Consider the following 21,215-nt stretch of genomic DNA (forward strand, 5'->3'; position numbering starts at 1 on the left):
TTGTCTGTTGCGTTCGCAGTCACCTCTTGAGGAGTCTGCTCACCCTCCCCCTGCTGTGAGAGAATGCCAGCAGGTCACGCTGAATCTCCCTGATTCCAAGCCTGTTTATCTTCATCAATTTCAGGAGCCACTATGGATCTGATCGCTCTCTCTCGGCTGGGAGGTCGCCATCTGGTCACCCTGCACCTGCTGCTCGACAACCAGAGCGTCACCCGCACCGCCGAGCGGCTCTGCACCACCCCTTCCACCGTCAGCAAGACCCTCAACCAACTGCGGGATCTGCTAGGGGATCAACTGCTCTACCGCCAGGGCAACCAGCTACTACTCACCCCCATGGCCGAGCGACTGGCGCCCACCCTGCACCGGCTGTTGGGGGAGCTGAACGGCCTCACTCGCCAGAACGCCTTCAACCCGCAGCAGTGGCAGGGCAGCTTGCGGCTGGGATTGCGCGAGAGCGTGATGACCTGGCCGGTGGGCCCCATTCTGGGTCAGCTGATGAAAGAGGTGCCGGGCATGGCGCCGGAGATCTGGAACAAGGATGAGCAGGGACTGGAGGCGCTGGCAGCGGGCAAACTCGACTTCGTGATCCTGCCCCATGACCAGAGCCAGCCGTTGCCGCGCCAGCCCGGGCTGGTGTGGGAGACCCTGCGGGAAGAGAAACTGGTCTGCCTGCTGCGCAAAGACCACCCCGCGCTGGCCAAGCCCTGGGATCTCGATGCCTACCTGAGCTGGCGCCATATCGCCATCCGGGATCAGGAGCTGGCCAACCCCTTCTTCGAACAGAGCCTGGCCCAGCAGCAGGTGCGTCGCCAGATTGGCGCCACCCTGCCCGATTTTGCCAGCGCGGCGGCCCTGCTGCCCCAGACTGATCTGATCCTCACCGCCATCGGTGGCTGGGCGGCCTGCATGGCCAGTCAGCCGGATCTGGTGATGCGTCCGGCACCGTTCGATTACGGCAAGGTGAGTCACAGTCTGGTCTGGTATGGCCCGGCCGGTGATGGCTCGGCCCGTCACTGGTTCCGCCAGCGGATCCTGCAACTGGGTCGCGAATTGATTGAGCCGTGAACCGGGCGACAGCGAGAAGAGGTTGATGTTTCACCGCGGCGAAACATCAACGGCAAGTAGGGACTAGGGACGTTTGGTATAGATGGGGCTGGGGAAGGAGGCGACGTTGCTGCCCAGATCCGTGATGCGGGCAGCCCCCTGCTTTTTCACCTGATCGATGCGCAGCACCTGATGCATGGGGATAAGAGTCTGGCGCACATCGGCAAATTCGCTCTTGAGCTTCTCGTGACTGGGATCGACGATAAGCGCCGTATGGTTATCCCAGACAAAATCGGCAATCTCGATAAAACCGAACAGCTGGCCCTGATTGACTTCGCGCACATAGACTTCGTAGCGCTCGCTGTGGCAAATAAACTGAACCCGATATAACGCCTTGCTTTCACTCATGATTATCTGTCATTGAGGGGTAAGAAGATGGCCATTATTCTAGCCGCCGTTCTCGCCCCCTCCAATAGACAGAAATCACAGTTGCGGCCTTTCCATGCCGCACCTCACGCCATGACGGTCACCGGATGACGCAGCCTCTCAGCCCATCAAGGCAGGCAGTGAGACAGGCCCCAATCCCACTGCACGCAAACGGCTGGCCAGCTGTTCCAGCTCGGTTTGGTGAGCCTCTGGCCATTGCGCCGCCGCCCCCCGCACCCCGTGGTGGCGAAAGCCGTTGAGGCGAATGGGCACAGGCCCAAGCTGCTGCAAGAAGGCGGCGAGATCCGCGTCAAGCTCACCACTTGCATCCAGAAAATCGCTCTTGCCCGGCACATGGAGCAGCCGCAGTTCGGTCAGCTTGCCGTGGCGTGCCAGCAGTTGCAGCGACCCCAGCACCCGCTCGCGGCCATAGCCGGTCAGGGTGTGATGCACCGAGTCGCGCCACCCCTTGAGATCGAGCATGGCGCCGTCGAGCACCGGCAGCAGCCGCTGCCAACCGGTTTCGGCCAGCGAACCGTTGCTGTCGAGCAGGCAAGTGAGATGGGCCAGATCCGGTGCGGCCTTGATGGCAGCAAACAGCGCAACCACAAAGGGGAGCTGGGTGGTCGCCTCGCCGCCAGAGACGGTAATGCCGCTCAGCAGTGGGCCGTAGCGGCGCAGCAGGGCCAGCACGTCGGCCACCGTCATGGTAGCGGTCTTGGGATTGGCACCGCGCGGGCAGACATCCAGACAGGCGTCGCAATCGGTGCAGAGCGCCGTCTGCCATTGTACCTTGCCTTCGCTCAAGGTGAGGGCGCCGCTCGGACAGACCCCGAGGCAGTCGCCACAATCGTCGCACAGCCCTATGGTGTGCGGGTTGTGGCAGCCGGGGCAGCGAAAGTTGCAGCCCTGCAGAAACAGCACCAGCCGGTTGCCCGGCCCGTCGACACAGGAGAACGGCAGCACCCTGCTTACCAGGGCGCTGCGTGTTGGCAAGACATCAGCCATCGGTGCGAACTCAATACTCGCCGATGGTCGATTCGTGGGCGACCACTCGCGGAGCCCGCTGACGAATGGCGGTCACTTCACTCGCCTCGGCACCAAGACAGGTGGTCTGCAGCCGCGAGCCTTCTTCTGCGAAGCGGGCCACGTCGCTCTTGCGGATCATGTAGCCGGTCACCCGCACCAGATCGCTGTCGGCCACGTTGGCGGTGAACTCGCGCATACCGATGGCGAGCGCCCCTTTGCAGAGCTGCAACAGCGCCTGCGGGTTCTGGCGGATGGTGGGATCCAGCGTCAGGATCTCGCTGATCCCCGAATGGTAATAAGTGTGGTGCGGTGCCAGCGCCAGCACATGGCTGGCGGGATCCGGCTCATGCCCGTAGGGAATGCGCACCCCGGGGGTAACAGCCACATCGATGCTGAGGCCACCTTGCGAATGCAATAAAGCGCGACCACCCCAGGCATGGGTCTGCGGGGTCGTGGTCACATAGGCGGAAAGCTGGGCCGAGATGCGATAGCCAAGCTGGTTCGCCTCCTCGCCATGGCCGTAGCGATCCGGCAGATTCTCTTTATCCATCAGGATATTGACCGCTTCCGCCATGCCGTAGATGCCGAACATGGGGACGAAGCGATCCTCATCCAGCAGCCCCTCTTTCACCAGGAAGCTGTTGAAGAAGCCGGACTCCTGATGCAAGAAAGCGGCCCGCGCTTCGATCAACTGGGAGGCCAAGCGGCAGTAATGGGGCAGCAGGCAGCCGAGGAAGTCATCGATCCCCTGGCACTGCTCGGCGACCCGCTTGAGGGAGATGCGCACCAGGGTATTGGCGCCACCGGCCTGCGGCAGGGCGTTGTAGCAGCTGACGATGCCAAAACCACGCTGGTCAAAGGTATCGCGATGGATAGGGTAGTTGGCGATGTGCGGCTTGCTGCACTCGGCGATATTCTTCACCGCCTGCAGCAGCAGATCGTCCGGGGTCTGCTCCGGATCGTGGAAGAAGGTGAGGTTCGGCGCCACCTGCTTGAGCTCGTTGTCGATGCGCAGGATCAGGCGGCAGATGCGGTTATCATCCGGCCCGATGTTGACGTGCATGAAGGCGTCCGGCAGCACCCTGTCCAGATAGACCCAGAACCCCTTCAGCTTGCGATAGAGGGTCTCGTCATCCAGTTCGCCGACAAACGGCAGCAGCAGATGGTCGAGCCGACCCAGCCAGACCGGCATGCCGGTGACGGAGGGGACATGGTGATACAGGATGCGCAGGGCGTTGAGCGCCTCGTCGAAATCCTGCGGCGCCGCCAACTCCAGCCAGGCAGAGCCCTGAGTCAGGAATTTTTCATAGTCCGGCAGTACATAACGTGGCTTGTAAGGGACGTGCCCTTCGAACATGTCGCAGATAAATCCCTGCTCCATCGCCTCGGCGACTGCGGCAGGCAGGTCGGGGTAGGGCAACGCATTCTCGGCGGCCAGCGCCAGCGCGTGGCTCTTCTGGGCGGCGGAGAGATGGGGATCGCGCACGATGCGCTGACAGGTTTCGATCAAAGACATGGGACACTCCTTCACGGACAGAGCCCATATCCTCACCATTTGCAGGCTTTTTTTGAAGTGACATTCATGACATGACGGATGTCGAATAATGACATCCATTACACAAGATCACGGCTCGCGCTTCACCAAGGCAAGAGCTCGGCTATGCCTCCCAGCCAGCGCAGCAGGAAGAAGCCCCCCATTCCACCCACCACCACAACCAGAGTCGGCAGCCGCAACAGGGTCAAGAGCATCACCCACAGGGTGGCAGTCAGGTAGTCAGGATCCCAGTCAAGACCTATCCCCGGCTCGTAGCTAAAGACGATGGGCAACCAGATTGCAGTCAGCACCGACTGAGCCGAGAAGCCGAGAAACGCCCCCATCTCGGCACCCGGCTGATATCGGGTCAACCGAGAAAAGAAGGCGAAGCGGTTGAAAAAGGTGATCAGGGCCAGCAGGCCAATCATCAGCCAGCTCACGCTACCTCCTCATCCGGTGCAGCACATAGCCCACCACCATGCCAGCCAGAGCCGAGACGATGATGTGGATCTCCGCCAGCAGCGGCTTGGTAAGCAACGCTGTGCCGCCGCTCACCATAGTGGCCGCCACCATGGGCAAGTTTTTCATGGCGGGAATGGTCATGGCGATGAAGGTGGCCGCGATGGCAAAATCCAGCCCCATGCTGTCCAGTCCATCGATGTACTGGCCGGCCGCGATGCCGAGCAGGGTCGCCAGATTCCAGAACAGATAGAAGACGAATCCCGCGATGAGCGCGTAGGCCGGATCAAAGTGGCCGCTGCGCTCCCGGTCTTTCAGCGCCACAGCGAACATCTCATCAGTCAGGAAAAAAGCAAGGCTGGCCCGCCAGCGCAGGGAGAGCGGCAATACGTCACGGCGGAAGGTGAAGCCGTATAGCAGATGCTGGGAAGTGATCACCATGGTGGAGCTCATGATGGGCAGCAGGGGCGTGCCCGCCCCGAACAGGGTCGTGGCCGAGAGCTGGGCGGCTCCGGCGTAGACCAGCAACGACATCAGCTGAGCCTGAAGCGGACTCAGCCCTGCCTGCAACGCCAAAGCGCCACACAGGATCCCCCAGGGGATCACAGAAATGGAGAGCGGGAGCATATCCAGTGTGGCACGCCACCAGAGCATCCCCGTTCGCTCGGGCACGCTCGTTACTGACATCATGTGATCTTCCTTGTCACAGTCAAAGCGAGCCGAAAAAACTAGCACGGGACAGCAAGCGCTGTCACGTCATCACTGGCGGGAAATAAAACGCCCGCGGAGTCGCGGGCGTGCACAAGGGGATCAGGGCTCGATGACGATGGGCGTACCCGGGTCAACGGCGTCCCACACCTCATCCAGCTCGTGATTGAGCATGGCGATGCAGCCATTGGTCCAGTTGGAAGGCTGAACCCTGCGGTTGCCAATACTGTTGCGCTGGCCGTGGATCATGATCATGCCACCCGGACGAACACCCAGCTCATTGGCGCGCTTGATGTCATCCAGGTTCGGATAGTTGATATGGATGGCTTTGTAGTAGCCGGAATTGGTCTTCTTGTAGTCGAGGGTGTAGCGCCCTTCCGGCGTACGCTGATCCCCTTCCTGCTGCTTGTGCCCCTTGGGCGCCGGGCCCAGAGCAATCCAGTAGCGCTTCAGTTCTTTGCCATCCTTCATCAGGGTCAGGCTATAGGTCGACTTCTTGACCACCACCAAATCGGCTTTTTCGGTAAAGGCAAAACTCAATGCGGGCCAAAGCCCCAACAAACACAGTAATACGGCTCTCATTCCATCCCTCGACAAGCCTCTGGTGCGGGCTTTTCTTGTTACCAGATCATCTGAACGATGCCCGCCGAGCGGCGAGCGAGCGCCATGATATTGGATCGCCATCAATACTCAATATGCCCGGCAAAACATATCTTGCCGCAGCCAGGCCATCTTCCTTTAACACCGTCATTTGGCATTGGTAATTAACAGTTAAAACAACAAGATACAAAAATTATCGCGCTGGCACCCGGGGCAATGATCGGCGAAGATAACACTCCACTCCCCGACAGGATCATGCCATGCGCTCTTCGTGCCGCCTCGCCACCCTGCTGTTCTCGCCACTCCTGCTCTGGCTGCCTGCCAGTGTCGCCGCCGATGCACTCTGGCTGCGCGAGCCCGCCCTCTCCCCCGATGGCAAGCAGCTTGCCTTCACCTGGCAGGGGCGCATTTTTGTCGCCAGTGCCGAGGGTGGCCCCGCCACGGCGATCACCGGCAGCGACTACCTGAGCCAGCGGCCGATCTGGTCACCGGATGGCAAACAGCTCGCCTTTGCCGCCAATCTCTACGGCAATGAAGATGTGTTCGTGGTGCCTGCCAACGGCGGCGAGATGGTGCGCCTCACTCGCGATTCGCGCACCGATCTGCCGCAAGCCTTCAGCGCCGATGGCAAACGGCTGTTGCTGAGCAGCCAGCGCCTGGGCGCGCCCGATGCCGACCATTTTGTCGCGGAAGGCTACCAATGGGGCGAGCTCTACTGGACCCCGATCACCGGCGGCACCTTGCAGGCCGATCTGCCGCTGCCTGCGACCCTCGCCCGTCCCCACGGGGAGCGGCTCGTCTACCAGATGCCCGCGGCGGATCAACCCTTTCGCAAGCATCAGCACTCGTTCGCGGTGCCCCGTCTCTGGTTGTTTGATGGCAAGCAGCACAAGCAGCTGACCGAAGATCGGGTGGCGGCCACCGATCCGGTCTGGAGCGACAAGGGAGATACCCTCTTTTACCTGAGCGAGCGCAGCGGCGATTTCAACGTCTGGCGCCGGGATCTCGCCAGCGGCAAGGAGCAACAGCTGACCCACTATCAGGGCCATCCGGTGCGGGGGCTCAGCGCCTCTCGCAGTGGCGATCTGGTCTGGTCATGGCTGGGCGAGCTCTATCGCCTCGATGCCGGTAGCAGCGAGCCACGCAAGCTGACCCTCACCCCGCAAGTGGCGAGCGCGCCGGATGAGTCGAGCGAGGCCCTGACCCTGGCAGACGAAGCGCTGGTCAGCGAAGAGGCGGATGAGCTGATCCTGGTGAGCGAAGGCAACCTGTTTGCCGTTGACCCCGAGCGGGAGCGGGTGCGTCAGCTGACCCGAGATCCAAGCGAGCAGTCCAGCCCCCTCTTCGCCGAGCAGGGGCGCGCCCTCATCTATCTGTCGGAGCAGCAGGGGCACGCTGCCCTCTATCGCCTGCGCAAGGGGGATCCGGATCTGCTGTTCAGCGATCCCGGCACTCTGACCGAGAGCCTGCTGCTGGCCATTCCCGGCAAGGGGATCAGCCGTCCGGTGCTCTCCCCCGACGGCAAGCAGCTCGCCTTCGTGGTAGATGGCCAGGCCATCCACCTGCTGGATCTGGCGAGCAACAAGCAGCGGGAGCTGGTGCCTGCCAGCTTCAACCCCTCGCGCCACGAGGTGCATCTCGCCTTTGCCCCCGACTCCCGCCATCTGGCGCTCACCTTCCGCCCCGATGCGGCGGAACAGGAGATCGCGGTGATCGATACGGCCAATCCCAAGGCCAAACCGGTCAATGTCAGCCTCAACGGCTATCAGGATGGGCAACCGGGCTGGAGTCAGGATGGCGCCATTCTCTACTGGCAATCGACACGGTTTGGCGCACTGGGGCCCGATGGCGAGCCCCTCGTCACCAACCTGCTCGGCATCTACAGCAGCCGCGCCGCCAGAGCCGATGCCATTGCCGAGCTGGAGCCGCCGAAAGGGGGATACGGCTTTGAGAGCGATCGTCTCAACCATAGAGAAGCGCTGCTGCTGCAACCCACCGGCACCCTGCTCGCCAGCCGCATCATCGGCGACCAAGTGATCTATCTGGTGGAAGAGATGGGGGTCAACAGCGAGAGCGAGATCAAGGGCTACAGCCAGGATCTGCGCAAGGGCAAAACCAGCGAACTGTTTGGTGAGCAGCCCGGCCCAGCGCTGGCAAGCCTCAACCAGCAGGGCACCCTGGCTACCCTGGTGCGGGATGGGGAGATCACCCGGATCCATCTCGACTCCGGCGAGGCCACCAGCGCCCCCTTCGCCTTGCAACCCACCAGCCGCTGGCAGGAACGCATGACCGCCGCCTTCGATCAGATCGCCCGCCTAACTCGGGACGAGTTCTATCTGGACGATATGAACGGGGTGAACTGGGATAGCTATGTCGCCGCTTACCGCCGCCTGCTGCCGGGCATCGGCAACCCGCGGGACTTTGGCAACCTGTTGGCGGAGCTGGCTGGCGAGCTCAATGTCTCCCACACCTGGGGCAGCGGCCCCGCCCCCTTCCCGCGCATGGCGGACGAGACCGCCAGCCTTGGCGGCTACTGGCAGGATGGCGAGCAGGGGGTGATGCTCACCGCCCTGCTCTCTGGCGGCCCGCTGGATCAGGAGAGCGATATCGCCCCGGGCGCCCGCCTGCTCGCCATCAACGGCAGCCCGATTGCCAATCTGGCCGAGCTGGATCGAGCCCTCAACCATCAGGCTGGCGCCCGGCTTGCCCTCACCTTCCAGCAGGAGGGCAACAAGCAAACTGACGAGGTGGTGCTCACCGCCATCGACAAGCAGCAGGAGTACCAGCTGCAACAGGATCGCTGGATTGAGAAACGGCGGGGGCTGGTGGCCAGCCTGAGCGGAGGACGGGTCGGCTATGTCTATCTGCCGGCAATGAATAGCGAGGCCTACGATGCGGTGGTGGCGGATGCCCTCGGCAGACAGCGCAATCGCGATGCGCTGATCGTCGATGTCCGCTTCAACAGCGGCGGCTATCTCGCCAATACCCTGGTGGAGTTTCTGACCGGCAGCGGCAGCACCAAGGGGATGGCCAGCAGTTGGCCCCGTCAGGGCAAGGGTGAAACCGACGCCGCCACTCGCCAGTGGACCAAGCCTTCGGTGGTGCTGGTGAACGCTGGCAGCTACTCGGAAGGCTCCGCCTTCCCCGAGTACTACCGTACCCTGAAGGTCGGCCCCATCGTCGGCGATCCGGTACCCGGCACCGGCACCATGGTCTACAGCCACGACTCCCGGCTGATCCCGGGACTCTCCTACGGCATTCCGACCCTGGGGCTGCGCAAACCGGACGGTACCTTCTACGAGAATCAGGAGCTGATCCCGGACCAGCAGGTGCCCCTCACTCCGGCTGACATGGTGGCCGGGCGCGACCCGCAACTGGAGGCGGCAGTACAAGCCGCCCTCAAGCAGTTGCCAGCCAACGCCAAATAACGGCGCCCATCGAGCTCAACGAAAGCGAAACAGCTCGCGATGCAGATGCCCGTCCGGCAACAGCCGGGTCAGGGCATCTGCCATCCCCTCCGGCCCGCAAAACCACACTTGCTCGGGCGCATCCTGCGCGATGCGGGCCAGATCCAGCCGCCCGGCCGCCTTGTCCAGATGCAGCTGATAGCGCACGCCGGTGCGATGACAGAGCTCGGCCAACCGCCGGTGGTAGACGGCACCTGCCAGATCCGGCGCACACTGGATCAGGGTGATCCCCTCGCTGCGCTCCCCACGGGCAGCCAGCCCCTCCAGCCAGGCGACGAACGGCGTGATACCTATCCCGGCCCCCAGCCAGAGGGCTCTACCTCCCCCTTGCGGGGCGACAAAGGCGCCATAGGGCCCGGTCACCACCACCCCATCCCCGGCGCGAGCCTCTGCCACCAGCTGACGGGTATGATCCCCGAGCGCCCGTACCGCGATCACCAGCTGGCGCCGATCCGCCGACACCCGCACTAGGGTAAAGGGGTGCGGCCCCTCCTTGGCATCAAATTCGAAGAAGGCAAACTGACCCGGGCGGTAATGGGCGAGAGGCCTCTCCAGCTGCATGGTCAGCTCGCAGGTCTGATCCGCCAGCACCCGCACCGCAATGACCCGGCCCGGATGGCGATCCCGCGCTCCCACTTGTCCCAGCAGGGAGTAGAGGGCCCCGATAGCTCCCAACCCACCGATCAACCAGATCGATACCCCCACCGGGGTCATGGCCCCAATCTGAGGCAACAGGCAAAGCCCGTGTCCCCACCCCACCAGATAGATGATCGGCGCCAGCCGGTGGATCAGCCGAAAACGGCCATAACTCACCAGCGCCAGCAAGCTCACTACCACCAGCGCGATCAGCAGATAGAAACTCCACTCACCCAGGGTATTGCCAAGGGCATGGAGCGAGATGCCATTACCTGCACCAGCGCCAGCTGTACTGGCCCCAAGCCGCGCAGGACGACTCAGCCAACCCGCCGAGACTGCCCACTTGGGCACCTCCACCACCAGCCAATGCGCAGTGAGCGCCAATGCACCGCCGATGGCCGTTTGGCGGTGCCATCGCAACATCCGGTCCAAACCGCCACACCACACCTCCAACTGCGGCAGGCGCAACGCCAGCAACAGCGAAATCGCCATATAGGTCATCCCCAGCAGACCCGTCAGCAGCAACATCTCATGGCGCCAGGGCCACACCCCGTTGGCATCCCCCGCATAACCGAGCCACCAGACCCCGACCGCCAGCAGCGGCAACAGCCACCACATCCATTTGTTCGTCATAACATGCACCCTGGTTCCATCGCGGCAGGGCCTCATCTCCCTGCTCATGGCACCATTGCACACCCGTCCGGTCACAAGACTTTGCCAGAGGGGGAAGCTTGTGTGGCAATGTGTGACAAACGGAAACAAAAGAGGGACCGACTGACCCCTTGTGATCACCCTTGTTGGCTCGCCCCTCTTCACAGGAGATAGCGCACAATCCACCTCCGCTGTGATTGACGGTCCGCCAGCAAGAAGAATCAAATGGGGACGTTACATATCTGCGGCGGAAAACCTGCTGCCCACTCTTCTGGACAAGGAGATCCCCCTTGCTTTCATCCACCGAACAACGCTACTGCCCGAGTTGTCAGCGCGAGACCAACCATATCGTGGTGCTGGTCGACAAATCCTATGGAAAAGAGGTGAAACCAGAGCAAAAGCGCACTGCATTTATCAAAGACTTCATTACCGGCTGGGCCGCCGGCCCCTTTCTGGCCAACATGGATCGCTTTGAACGCCACGCCATCTGTGAATATTGCGGAAATAAAGTCATTGATGAATGAAAAAGGGGGGGCAATTGCGGGCGTCAATACATCAGCCACCTTTTATGGCCGAAATCCAAATGAAGGCGTTGCGATTCAGGATCACAACGCCATAGACATCAATCAAACAATACGGTCACCGGCAACCCTTCCACTTGCAGGTTCGGGGGTAATTTTTCATCCAGCGAGAGTGCGACCTTGAGGGTTGCTTTCTCCCCTTCAAACGGTGCTGCAAGCTGGGCTGGCAGCTTGTCTGCAAGCTCCACAGGTCTGGCAACCCTGGCCGCCAAACGCTCACCACTGGGCAACTTGACGATAGCCTTATGACCCGGCTTCATCGAGGAGAGGTATTTTGGCAATACGTAGGCAATGACCAACGGGTCTTCCCGCTTAGCGATCAACGCGAGGGGGGCCCCCGAGAAGACCCAATCCCCCTCCTGCACCAGCACATCTGAGACCTTGCCGGTAGCTGGGGAAAGGGGCTGCTGCTGCCTAGTGATAGCTTGCATCTCGGTTAGCTCCTGCTCCAACTGGTGGCGCGCACTGGCCAGTGGCCCTGTCAGGTGATCTTCTTTGATCTGCAACTCTTGCTGCATTTTTTCAGATCTTGCCTTCTGCAAATCGATACGAGACTGGGTCCAGCTCAGCAAGGCACTGGCATACTCGGCACTGGAAACCAGTTTCTCCTTCCTATACCCCGCGTACTCCTGATAGATCCCCTCCTGCTCATTAGCCCCCCGCTCTGCGATACGAATCTGCTCATCCAGGTTACTCAATATCGCCTGTTCGGCAGCGCTCTTGTCCAGCTCGATCGCTTTTAGACGTGCTTTACGCCCCTCTATATTGGCCCGTAGCGTCGGCGACTCGAATCGCATCAGGGCATCCCCTTGCGAGACGGCTTGACCGGGAGACATATAAATGTTGCGAATGAAGCCATCTCCATTGGCCACCACAAGTTGAGGTTCCGTAGTGATGATGGCAGGCGCCTGGGTCAGCCACCACTCTCGTCCCAGATACCAGAGCAGTATGATGACGGGGCTGAATGCCAGCAGCAGGATCAGATACCAGCGGGCTCGAAATGCGATGCGCTTGGCGGGGGCATAGAGCACCCGAATCCCTTGATCAGAGGTAGCGTCCTGTTTCTTGGGGGGATTGAATGTGACTTTCATCAGAATTTGTTTCCTCGTTTTAATACCCACCAGGGAGCCATACTGCTCTCCTCATGACCGCGACGGAAAATTTCGTTGAGCAGTGCCACGGCACACCATAGACGCATCAGCAGGGTATAGAGCGGATACAACAACAACCATGGCAACATACGCATATCCGCTTTAGGCCGCTCGGAAATGGCAAGCATAAACACCATAAAGTTGACCAGAGTAAGAAGCAGATAGACCTGGTAGAGGCACAGCATCAAGGCCGTAACGAACGGACCAGGATAACTTAACACCAGCCACCAGCTGTACCCCATGACCAACAGCGGCAACACCACGTTTTGTGCCACCCCGTAGATCAGAGTGAACAAAAAGGTCTTCCATCCCAAGATGCGCGGAGTCAGCGATAACTTGTGTTTGCGCAGGTAGAGAAACAGCAAATCCCCATCCCAGCGCAGACGCTGGTTTGCCAGGGTCACCAAATCTGCAGGGGCGTCCGTGTGACCAATGGCTCTGGGGGCAAAGCCGATCTTCAGATTGGGATGGCGTTTGAGGTAGTGCTTGATCCGCACCGTTAAATCCAGATCTTCTGCTGTGTGGGTATCCCACCCTCCAATCTGGCGCAGGAAATCGCGGCGAAAAGCCCCGAATGCCCCCGAAATATTGTTGATCAGGTTCCATTCGCTCAGACCCGTCTTGCCCCCCTGCATGGAGATCATGTACTCGATCCCCTGCATACGGGTCAGCAAACCATCGCGCAGGTTGCGCACCCGCAACGCCCCACCAACGGCGGGCACGTTCGGGTCATCGAAGCAGGCGACAATCTCATCGATCATGTTGTTGTCGAAGGAAGTGTCCCCGTCTGCATTCATGACTATCTCGCCGGTTGCCGCCGACAAGCCAGCATTGAGGGTCGATACCCGCCCGCCACGCTGCCACTTGGGCAGTAGCACCAGGGTACGTCTCTCACATCCCTCAAACTCGGCGATACAGTTTAGGGCCGCCTGATAGGTATGGGCATTGGCCTTGGCACCATCGATCACCGCAATGATCTCCAGATGGCCGCGATAGAGCTGTTCCTTGAGGGTCAGAATGGTCGAGCGGATCGCCTCCCCCTCACCGTAACAGGTGATGATGCAGGAGACCTTGGGACAACGATGTGACAGGGGTAAATCAGACTTTTTTGGCAGCTGACGGGCAAACCACTTGAGGATCCCAGTCAGGGTCAGCGCCATCAGGGGCACCTCCATCAGCAGCAACATGGGCAGCAGCAGCAGGATCATCCTGGGCGAAAACTGCAGGCTGCCCAGGATCTCGGTCAGGATGTACCGAACCGTACTCATCCACTCAGGCATCCTGAAGGCTCCCGTCCAGCCAGCGGCTCAACCAGAGGGCGGTATCTTCACCCAGCGTGGTAGGGAGCGGCTCTACCTGCACATTCAGCGTCAAGGCATCCAGCCCCTCGACATTGTTGAGCGCCAAGATCCGCCCCTGCAAGATCTGCCAATCCTCCACATTGGTGTGCGGCAGCAACAACAGCAGTCGATCATCGGCATACTGGCAAACCACATCGGTATCCCGAAACAGTGCCTGCAGACGAGCCAGCAAGGCCCCCAATCTCTGCTGAGTCTTCAACAGGCCCAATTCGGCGCGCAGCTCGGCGAGCTGCTCGATCTGGATAGCCAAAAGGGTATGGTTGCCGCCGTGGCGCTGCAGCAGCCGGTTGCTCCATTGCAGCAGCCAGGGGAAGTGATCCATCGCCATCGGAGCCCCCCAAGTCAGGGGCAGATGCAACTGCTGAGTACCCTCGCGAGCAATATGGCGAGCCAATTTGCCGATGCGGTACTCATAGATGGGAGACACCAACAGATCATCGGGTTTGTGAGCCCGCCCACACTCATGACATCGCGCCTGTACTGCCGCCTCCATGAAACGGGCATGGCAAGAGAGACAGCGGTACTTTTCCAATGGTCTGTCGTAGTCGACCCCTATATGACGCAGGGTTGTCACACACTTGGGACAACGCAGCAAACCCTGTTGCATGAAGACATCCTGATCGTCCACATGACCGCAGGTGAAACAGTGCACCGCAGGCTTGGCCTGGATGGCGATATGGGAACATTCTGGACATACGTCGACAAAATTGAGATGAGCAGAGCTGCAACTGCTGCACAGGCGTAGTCGATCGACCAGTTGTTCAATCTGCAACAGCCGCTCGGAGACCAGTTGCGGCAAGGATGCAGTTGCATCGGCCCCCAGCAGACAATCCAGCAGCGGGTAGCTGTAGCCCTGGCGACAACCTGCCTGCCAGCGAGGTAACAAACGGAAATGAGCCCTCGGCCAGCTGTACCAGGCCAGCTTCTCCATTTCATCCGGATGATCGCGAGGGGTCAATAACGCCAACCGTTCAAGCATGTCAGAGGCCCGTTCATCCAGCTGAGTCAGAAGACCGTCGGACAACATGGGGGAGAGAGAGCTCTTAACAACACAAAATACCGGCTGCAAATAACGTATCGGGTCACACCGCACAGCCTGCAACACACTGTCCTGCTCATCTGCCGGCAGGTTGAGCAGTAATACCGGCTGCTGCAATGGATCCCAGCGGGACAGGTCGAGAAGTGGCAAGGCTGCACGATCCACCGAGCCTCCCAGCAGCGCAATCTGACCAGGGTGTTCACTCGTGCTCATCATGGGGGAATAACCTCTTTCCATTCACTGACAAATAGATACTAAGCCAATAAAACGAACCAACCTGTTGTCATGCGCCGGCAGGCTCAGGCAATGTAACGAAATACGAATTGCCCTACACGGACAGCACTGCAGCAGTGTCAACGTTATCGACTGATAACATGAAGCTGGCGAACGCGCAGCAAAGAGTTGAGAGCTGACGCCATTTTCATGTGCGGCCCAGCCATCTCGAGGGGAAGAGATCTGAAACTTTCCGAACCCGACTCACATCGGGGGTGGCAAAGAGGGCGATTCTGCAGCTGTGGACAATTTAGTCAACCCAGAAAAATGGGAATGGTTCTCAAACAGATGAATAGATCAATCTTTATGCACAAAGGTGAGTACAAAAAACACTATTAACAAAATAAACAAATATGTGGGGCGATAAGGTTCCATGAGCTTATGGCCTACTCTTCACAACCCTATTCATATGAATACATATTTAATCTGAAATCTGCATACCAAAACCATCATGCGACAGTCTGTGTCGTCAACATATCTACAGCTGTACCAGCCATCACCGCGAGCATACATCAGAGCCACGCCAAGAGTGCCCCCGGCTCAAGAACCGGGAGCATTCCAGCTTACGCAACTGAGGCTCGTGCGCTGTGGCTCAGGATCCACGCTTCGAAATCGGCCAGCATGCGGGTTTCCGACTCGCTGTTGTCGGCGATAAGCTCGGCGCCGTGTACCACCCGGATATGGGCGTCGAGCGGGCTTCCCTCACCCGCCGCGGGGCGCTGCTGCGCGGCGGCCATGCAGGCTTGCGCCTGTTGCCACGCCTCGGCGGCGCTCAGGTTGCACGCCTCGGCCAGTGGCACGGCACTGAAGCCTTCACCAGTCAGGCTGCGCAGGGTCTCATCATGAGTCATGCCATTGCCCGGCCCCCAGTAGTGGGCAGCCAGATCCGGCCCGATGCGCGGGTTGTCGGTGAGGTGGCCATCACGCTTGAGGAAGTAGGCACGGGTCTGCTCCACTGCCATCAGCGCCAGCAGGTAGCCGTGATAGGCGCAGGCCGACTCCTGATTAAGGAGGTGTGGAATAGCCAGCAACGGGCGCGGGCTCTCGACCCCGAGGATCTTGCGCTCCCACTGGCGGGCCAGCGCCAGCACGGCATCCGGGGTGCGTTCGGCCTCATCCATGGCGTAGAGATCCCGCTCGAAGTAGGCCACCAGCGCGATCTGGCGCTCGTTGAAGGCGCGAAACGGCTGGCGCGCGGCGATCATCGCCTGGATGAGCGCATCGGGAATCGCCTCTCCTGCTGCGTTTCTGGCGTAGCGTTTGAGCCAGTCGGCATCGTCCAGCAGGCTGTCGCAGAACATCGACTGGGTCTCGGCATAAGCCATGGAGGTGGGCGGAAACTCCTGTGAGAAGCAGGGGGCATTGCCGGTGACATTGGCAAAATGCGCGGCATGGCCACCCTCGTGGAACAGGGTGTTGAGGCCACTCCAGCCGCTGCCCACCTGCGCCGGATCGGCCAGGCTGGTGAAATTGACCACAGCCGGCACCCACTCCCCCTGCTGGAAGAAGCTAGGTACCGGGCCGTGGCAGAAGCCGTTCTCATACTTCCCCTCCCGGGTCAGCAAATCCAGCGTCAGGGTCGCCCCGCGATACTGGATGCCGAGCCGGCGGAAGCTCTCGACCCAATCCCGCAGCGCCCGCGAGAAGGGCACGTAAGGATCGAGCTGGCGGGTCACATCGCCGCTCACGCTGTAACGCAGGTTGTGAGGCAGCAGTGCCGCCTCGCCCTTGGCGGCCTTCAGCTCGACCAGACTCTGCTGCAACCGGGCGTCGGTGCGGGCAATAAAGTCGTCGAGGATGGCGAAAAGCTGCTCCGGGCTCATCTGCTCGTTCTTGCGCACCTTGTAGTCGAAGTAGTCGCGATAGCCCATGGCGCGGGCAAAGCGGTTGCGGATCGCCACCACCTCGAGAAAACCGTTGCCGACCACCCACTGCTCCAGAGTGTGGAACATGGCGAGCGCGCTCTGGCGCACCGCCTCGTTCGGGCTGGCGGCGAGCGAGGTACTGGCGGCGGGCAGGCTGCCTGCGACCTGCTGGCCCTGCTCATCCAGCAGGGTCAGTTTCAGCCCCTTGCGGCGGGCGAACAGCTCCGCCTCGGCGGCTACCAGCTCATCCATCAGGGCGGCAGCGGCGGGATCTTCAATCACATTGCACTCGAAGAAGGCGATCCAGCCTTGCAGACCGCCCTTGAGGTCATCCTCGTCGGCCTGCACCAACATCTCCCGCAATTCGGGCAGACGGGCCGGATTGGCACAAAAGGCCTTGTAGGCCTGCTCGGCCGCGGTGAAACCGGCCTGATCATCGCTGGTGCCCATATAGGTGGACCAGAAGAGATCCTCCTTGCGCCTGTGCACCTGCAGGTAGTCGGCGTTGAGCTGGTTGAAGTAATTCCTGGCAATGGAACTCATAAATTCCCTCTTGTTATGGGGTCACCCGCAGCGGGGCCCACTCCTTTTTTTGAAGAAATGCCAAACCATTCACACTCTTTGGCAAAAATTGCGCTGGGATGCGCATCAACACGCTACCAAAAAGTGGGGGTTGCTGTCTGCTGACTATACTGATGTTAAAACGCTCATTTGAGAAAGCTCGGCAAGAGACTGAAAGTAAATGAGTTGTTAACTCTTACAAACTGGCTGACGCGGTACAGAGCCACATAAAATCAACAGGGAAATGAGGGTTTAGTCATGTTCAAGCTCGGTGATATTACCGTGAGCCGCAAATTGATCTTGCTGCTCGCACTGGCGTTTGTCGGTTTTGTCTCGCTGCTGCTTATCTCGGCCAACGCGCTCCAGCGCAATCTGATGAGCGAGCGAGAGGCGCGGCTCAATGCGGTACTGGAGCAGGCCATGAGCCAGATCCAGTTTCTGGCCAGCACCCTGCCAGCAGAGCAGGCTCAGCAGGAGGCGCGCAAGCTGCTGACCAACACCCGCTTTGATGGCAACAACTACCTGTTCGTCATCGACGAGAACCGCACCATGGTGGTTCACCCCATCCGTCCCGAACTGGTCGGCCAGAAGATGGGTGAAGGAGGTGCCGCCACCTCCGGGCAGTTCTGGTATCAGATGGTGGATATCGCCAAAGGGGGCAAACAGGGCACTCTGCAATATGTGTGGGTCGGCCCATCGGGTGAGACCGCCGACAAGCTCTCCATGGTATCCGGCTATCAGCCCTGGGGCTGGATCCTCGGTTCCGGCATGCTGCTGCAGGATATTCAGCAGACCATCTGGGCCCAGTACATGAAGATGGGGACCGCCACCGCCATCGTGATCCTGCTGATGGGGTTGCTGGGCTGGCGCATCACCCACTCCATCGTCTCCCCCCTCAGCCAGATCAACCACGCTATGCAACGAGTCGCCAAGGGGGATCTGGTGGTAAGCATCCCGGTACAGGGCAAGGATGAGCTGGGAGTGGTCGCCCGCTGCACCAACCAGAGTCTCGATGCCATCCGTCACGCCCTGCTGGAGGCCAGTCAGGGGGCTCGCAACGTGGCCGATGCCGCCCTGCGCATCGCCGCCTCCGCCGAGCAGACCAATCAGGCGGTCACCAGCCAGCGGGATCAGCTGGCCCAGCTCGCTACCGCCATGAACGAGATGAGCGCCACCATCTCCGATGTGGCTGGGCACGCCGAAAATACCGCGCGGGATACCCAGGAAGCGACCGGTGAAGCGGGTCTCGGCAACCGTGACGTTCATGCAAGCGTGCACGGTATCAAGGCGCTGGCCACCGAGGTGGAGCAGGCCACCCAGCAGGTCAACCAGCTCAAAGAGGGGGTGATGCAGATCAGCGAAGTGACCGCCGTCATCAGCGCCATTTCGGAGCAGACCAACCTGCTGGCCCTCAACGCTGCCATCGAAGCAGCCCGTGCCGGCGAGCAGGGACGGGGCTTTGCCGTGGTGGCCGACGAGGTGCGCCAGCTGGCCAGCCGCACTCGCCAATCCACCGAAGAGATCCAGAGCACCATTGCCCAGCTGCAGCAACGAGCCGTCACCGCCGCCAATGCCATGGACACCAGCCGCAAACTGGCGGAGAGCAGCGTCAACCAATCCCAGCAGGCGGGGCAGGATCTCACCCTGATCGTCAACCACATCCAGCATGTAAGCGACATGGCGACCCAGATCGCTACCGCCGCCGAGCAGCAGAGCATGGTGGCCGAGGATATGAACCGCAACGTCAGCGGCATCAACGACTCGGCGCTGGAGATGTCCCAGTCCGCCTCGCAACTGGCGCAGGAGAGCGAGCTGCTGGCCGGTCTCTCCCGCAGCCTGGATGAGCGACTTGCGGTGTTCAAACTGGGCAAGGAGTCCTCCACTGCACCAATGATGGCTCCCGTATCTCTCCCCTCCGGCGAGCAGCGCGCCCGTCATTGATGGCGTCAACCTGTGTCGCCTTGTCACCCGACCTGCCAGCCAAGCTGGCAGGTTTTTTTACGCCGCCAACACGCAATCAGCATGCATCTTATCGGCATATTCAACAGCATTCGACGCCATTCACAAATTAGAGAACAATTTAAAAACAGTCAGTTAGAATGAGCAATGTGCCGTTGAACGGTGCATTTAAACATTTAACTTCAAATAATTAATCAATGCAGTGCACAATGCTGATGGCCGAACATTTGGCCCATCAATAACCATCTAGTCATTTGGCAAACTGACCGAAAGGTCGGGACGCAAAGCCTCCGGTCTACAGACGTTTTGTCCAGGATAGCGGGGTTGCCACACGCAAGTGTGCATCGGGGAACTCCCTGGCCAACTGACTGCCCACATCTATCGAACAGAGGAATGTATGGCAGCAAAAATCCAACTCAATCACATCGCGGCGATGCTGGCCCTGCTGGCCAGCGGCAGCGCCCTGGCTCATGGCTACATCAGCCAGCCTGAGAGTCGCAACTACCTGTGCAAAACCGGTGGCAACAGCCAGTGTGGCGGCGTGCAGTGGGAGCCCCAGAGCGTGGAGGGCCCCTCAGGCTTCCCGCAAACCGGCCCGCAGGATGGACAAATCGCCTCGGCGGGTAGCCCGCGCTGGAGCGAGCTGAACATCCAGACCAGCGACCGCTGGACCAAGCGTGAAGTACAGCCCGGCCCCTTCGCCATCAGCTGGACCTTCACTGCCAACCATGTCACCCGCAACTGGCGCTACTACCTCACCAAGCAGGACTGGAACCCCAACCAGCCGCTCACCCGCGCCTCGTTTGACCTGACCCCCTTCTGCGTCATCGACGGCAATATGGTGCAGCCGCCCAAGCAGGTGACCCACAACTGTGTCCTGCCGGAGCGCACCGGTTATCAGGTGATCCTCGGCGTGTGGGAAGTGGGCGATACCAGCAACAGCTTCTACAACATCATCGATGCCAAGTTCAAAGATGGCAGCCAGCCGCCGCTGGAGTGGAGCCAGGCAGGCACCATCTACCCCTCCATCGACCTCGCGATGGGTGACAAGGCGATGACCCGGGTATTCGATGCCAACGGCGAGCGCCCTGATCTGCAAACCGTGCTGACCATCACCACTGCCGAGCAGGGCCAGAAGAACAACTGGGCCCATGCTCTCGCCAGCAAGATCAACGCCGAGCAGAGCCTGATCCGCGCCGGTCAGCAAGGAGCCGATGGCCAGTTCAATCCGGTCTACGGTATGAACCCCGTCTATCTGCATCGAGACAGCAAACTGGATCGAGTCGAGATTGATCTGCAACAGCTGCAGCCGCCGGTAGTGGACAACATCAGCGTCAGCGGTCTGGCCAGCGACTATGTGCTGGACAACGGCAAGGCCACCCTCGATTTCACCGTCACCGCACAGGGCGATCTGGCCGTCACCAACACCCTCTATGACCACGGCGGCGTCGCCAAGGGTGAAAGCAGTGCCGACATCAAGGACAGCAGCCACACCTTTACCATGGCGCTGGAAGGGCTCAAGGCAGGTCACCACCAGCTGGTGATCAAGGCCACCCCGAAAGCGGGCGGCGAGACCATTCAGCAGACCATGGATCTGATGTTCAAGGAGCAGAGCAGCGGCGAATACGACTTCGTCTTCCCGAACTCGCTCAAATCCTATGCCGCCGGCACCAAGGTGCAGCAGCCGAAAAATGGCAAGGTCTATCAGTGCAAGCCCTTCCCCTACAGCGGCTACTGCCAGCAGTGGACCACCACTACCACCCAGTACGAGCCGGGCATCGGCTCCCACTGGCAGATGGCGTGGGATGAAGTGAAGTAACTCGCCACCGGATAGCAAAAGGGGAGCCAATGGCTCCCCTTTTGCTCTTCTC

The 21,215-nt window shown here is 60.5% G+C and carries 16 protein-coding genes and 1 riboswitch; of the genes, 5 read left to right on the top strand and 11 right to left on the bottom strand.

The window, feature by feature from the left end; translation table 11 throughout:
• Positions 1 to 132 precede the first annotated feature (132 nt).
• Positions 133 to 1,065, top strand: coding sequence for a LysR family transcriptional regulator (locus WBR25_RS18350; protein ID WP_421320972.1), 933 nt, complete (start codon positions 133 to 135; stop codon positions 1,063 to 1,065).
• A 63-nt stretch (positions 1,066 to 1,128) separates the two neighbouring features.
• Here the strand turns inward: WBR25_RS18350 and WBR25_RS18355 are convergent, their stop codons facing one another.
• The 6 genes from WBR25_RS18355 to WBR25_RS18380 form a co-directional block, all read right to left on the bottom strand.
• A complete protein-coding gene (locus tag WBR25_RS18355; RefSeq protein ID WP_005340296.1) occupies positions 1,129 to 1,452 on the bottom strand; it encodes a DUF1820 family protein in 324 nt (107 codons plus the stop codon).
• Positions 1,453 to 1,590: 138 nt separating this feature from the next.
• Positions 1,591 to 2,478 (bottom strand): YjjW family glycine radical enzyme activase, encoded by an 888-nt coding sequence (locus WBR25_RS18360; RefSeq protein ID WP_479748858.1) that lies wholly within the window; start codon positions 2,476 to 2,478, stop codon positions 1,591 to 1,593.
• 10 nt (positions 2,479 to 2,488) lie between these two features.
• A complete protein-coding gene (locus WBR25_RS18365; protein ID WP_479748860.1) occupies positions 2,489 to 4,015 on the bottom strand; it encodes a YjjI family glycine radical enzyme in 1,527 nt (508 codons plus the stop codon).
• Positions 4,016 to 4,137: 122 nt separating this feature from the next.
• A complete protein-coding gene (locus tag WBR25_RS18370; protein ID WP_005340292.1) occupies positions 4,138 to 4,473 on the bottom strand; it encodes an AzlD domain-containing protein in 336 nt (111 codons plus the stop codon).
• Position 4,474: 1 nt separating this feature from the next.
• Positions 4,475 to 5,182 carry an AzlC family ABC transporter permease gene (locus WBR25_RS18375; RefSeq protein WP_236357659.1) on the bottom strand — a complete coding sequence of 236 codons (708 nt, stop codon included), beginning with the start codon at positions 5,180 to 5,182 and terminating at the stop codon, positions 4,475 to 4,477.
• Positions 5,183 to 5,302: 120 nt separating this feature from the next.
• Positions 5,303 to 5,782, bottom strand: a complete 480-nt coding sequence (locus tag WBR25_RS18380) for a L,D-transpeptidase family protein (RefSeq protein WP_047434434.1) — start codon at positions 5,780 to 5,782, stop codon at positions 5,303 to 5,305.
• A gap of 278 nt (positions 5,783 to 6,060) precedes the next feature.
• On the opposite strand from WBR25_RS18380, the gene WBR25_RS18385 reads away from it, so the two are divergent.
• A complete protein-coding gene (locus tag WBR25_RS18385) occupies positions 6,061 to 9,228 on the top strand; it encodes a S41 family peptidase (RefSeq protein ID WP_479748863.1) in 3,168 nt (1,055 codons plus the stop codon).
• A 15-nt stretch (positions 9,229 to 9,243) separates the two neighbouring features.
• Here WBR25_RS18385 and WBR25_RS18390 read toward each other — a convergent pair whose 3' ends face one another.
• Positions 9,244 to 10,536, bottom strand: a complete 1,293-nt coding sequence (locus WBR25_RS18390) for a ferredoxin reductase family protein (protein ID WP_479748865.1) — start codon at positions 10,534 to 10,536, stop codon at positions 9,244 to 9,246.
• Between the two features lie 308 nt (positions 10,537 to 10,844).
• Here WBR25_RS18390 and WBR25_RS18395 point away from each other — a divergent pair, with 308 nt between their 5' ends.
• On the top strand, positions 10,845 to 11,078 hold the full coding sequence (locus WBR25_RS18395; RefSeq protein ID WP_479748867.1) for a hypothetical protein: 234 nt from the start codon (positions 10,845 to 10,847) through the stop codon (positions 11,076 to 11,078).
• A gap of 98 nt (positions 11,079 to 11,176) precedes the next feature.
• Here WBR25_RS18395 and WBR25_RS18400 read toward each other — a convergent pair whose 3' ends face one another.
• The 4 genes from WBR25_RS18400 to WBR25_RS18415 form a co-directional block, all read right to left on the bottom strand.
• Positions 11,177 to 12,226, bottom strand: coding sequence for an HlyD family secretion protein (locus tag WBR25_RS18400; RefSeq protein WP_047439774.1), 1,050 nt, complete (start codon positions 12,224 to 12,226; stop codon positions 11,177 to 11,179).
• Positions 12,226 to 13,566 carry a glycosyltransferase family 2 protein gene (locus WBR25_RS18405; protein ID WP_479748869.1) on the bottom strand — a complete coding sequence of 447 codons (1,341 nt, stop codon included), beginning with the start codon at positions 13,564 to 13,566 and terminating at the stop codon, positions 12,226 to 12,228. Before WBR25_RS18405 ends, WBR25_RS18400 begins: the two co-directional genes overlap by 1 nt.
• Positions 13,559 to 14,902 carry a TackOD1 domain-containing metal-binding protein gene (locus WBR25_RS18410; protein WP_047439779.1) on the bottom strand — a complete coding sequence of 448 codons (1,344 nt, stop codon included), beginning with the start codon at positions 14,900 to 14,902 and terminating at the stop codon, positions 13,559 to 13,561. Before WBR25_RS18410 ends, WBR25_RS18405 begins: the two co-directional genes overlap by 8 nt.
• Positions 14,903 to 15,522: 620 nt before the next feature.
• Positions 15,523 to 17,367 (bottom strand): M3 family metallopeptidase, encoded by a 1,845-nt coding sequence (locus WBR25_RS18415; RefSeq protein ID WP_479748871.1) that lies wholly within the window; start codon positions 17,365 to 17,367, stop codon positions 15,523 to 15,525.
• Positions 17,368 to 17,643: 276 nt separating this feature from the next.
• On the opposite strand from WBR25_RS18415, the gene WBR25_RS18420 reads away from it, so the two are divergent.
• Together WBR25_RS18420 and gbpA are read left to right on the top strand one after the other, a co-directional pair.
• Positions 17,644 to 19,326 (top strand): methyl-accepting chemotaxis protein, encoded by a 1,683-nt coding sequence (locus WBR25_RS18420; protein ID WP_236316888.1) that lies wholly within the window; start codon positions 17,644 to 17,646, stop codon positions 19,324 to 19,326.
• 264 nt (positions 19,327 to 19,590) lie between these two features.
• Positions 19,591 to 19,676, top strand: a riboswitch (cyclic di-GMP riboswitch).
• A 65-nt stretch (positions 19,677 to 19,741) separates the two neighbouring features.
• Positions 19,742 to 21,163, top strand: a complete 1,422-nt coding sequence (gbpA, locus tag WBR25_RS18425) for an N-acetylglucosamine-binding protein GbpA (protein ID WP_479748873.1) — start codon at positions 19,742 to 19,744, stop codon at positions 21,161 to 21,163.
• The last annotated feature ends 52 nt before the right edge of the window (positions 21,164 to 21,215 follow it).

The organism is Aeromonas sp. MTB, from assembly GCF_056632455.1.

Bases quoted from the DNA above. Each gene is read 5' to 3' on its own strand.
- WBR25_RS18350 (WP_421320972.1), top strand. From the start codon at position 133: ATGGATCTGATCGCTCTCTCTCGGCTGGGAGGTCGCCATCTGGTCACC.
- gbpA (WP_479748873.1), top strand. From the start codon at position 19,742: ATGGCAGCAAAAATCCAACTCAATCACATCGCGGCGATGCTGGCCCTG.
- WBR25_RS18400 (WP_047439774.1), bottom strand. From the start codon at position 12,226: ATGAAAGTCACATTCAATCCCCCCAAGAAACAGGACGCTACCTCTGAT.
- WBR25_RS18410 (WP_047439779.1), bottom strand. From the start codon at position 14,902: ATGATGAGCACGAGTGAACACCCTGGTCAGATTGCGCTGCTGGGAGGC.
- WBR25_RS18390 (WP_479748865.1), bottom strand. From the start codon at position 10,536: ATGACGAACAAATGGATGTGGTGGCTGTTGCCGCTGCTGGCGGTCGGG.
- WBR25_RS18405 (WP_479748869.1), bottom strand. From the start codon at position 13,566: ATGCCTGAGTGGATGAGTACGGTTCGGTACATCCTGACCGAGATCCTG.
- WBR25_RS18365 (WP_479748860.1), bottom strand. From the start codon at position 4,015: ATGTCTTTGATCGAAACCTGTCAGCGCATCGTGCGCGATCCCCATCTC.
- WBR25_RS18380 (WP_047434434.1), bottom strand. From the start codon at position 5,782: ATGAGAGCCGTATTACTGTGTTTGTTGGGGCTTTGGCCCGCATTGAGT.
- WBR25_RS18415 (WP_479748871.1), bottom strand. From the start codon at position 17,367: ATGAGTTCCATTGCCAGGAATTACTTCAACCAGCTCAACGCCGACTAC.
- WBR25_RS18360 (WP_479748858.1), bottom strand. From the start codon at position 2,478: ATGGCTGATGTCTTGCCAACACGCAGCGCCCTGGTAAGCAGGGTGCTG.
- WBR25_RS18385 (WP_479748863.1), top strand. From the start codon at position 6,061: ATGCGCTCTTCGTGCCGCCTCGCCACCCTGCTGTTCTCGCCACTCCTG.
- WBR25_RS18375 (WP_236357659.1), bottom strand. From the start codon at position 5,182: ATGATGTCAGTAACGAGCGTGCCCGAGCGAACGGGGATGCTCTGGTGG.
- WBR25_RS18355 (WP_005340296.1), bottom strand. From the start codon at position 1,452: ATGAGTGAAAGCAAGGCGTTATATCGGGTTCAGTTTATTTGCCACAGC.
- WBR25_RS18420 (WP_236316888.1), top strand. From the start codon at position 17,644: ATGTTCAAGCTCGGTGATATTACCGTGAGCCGCAAATTGATCTTGCTG.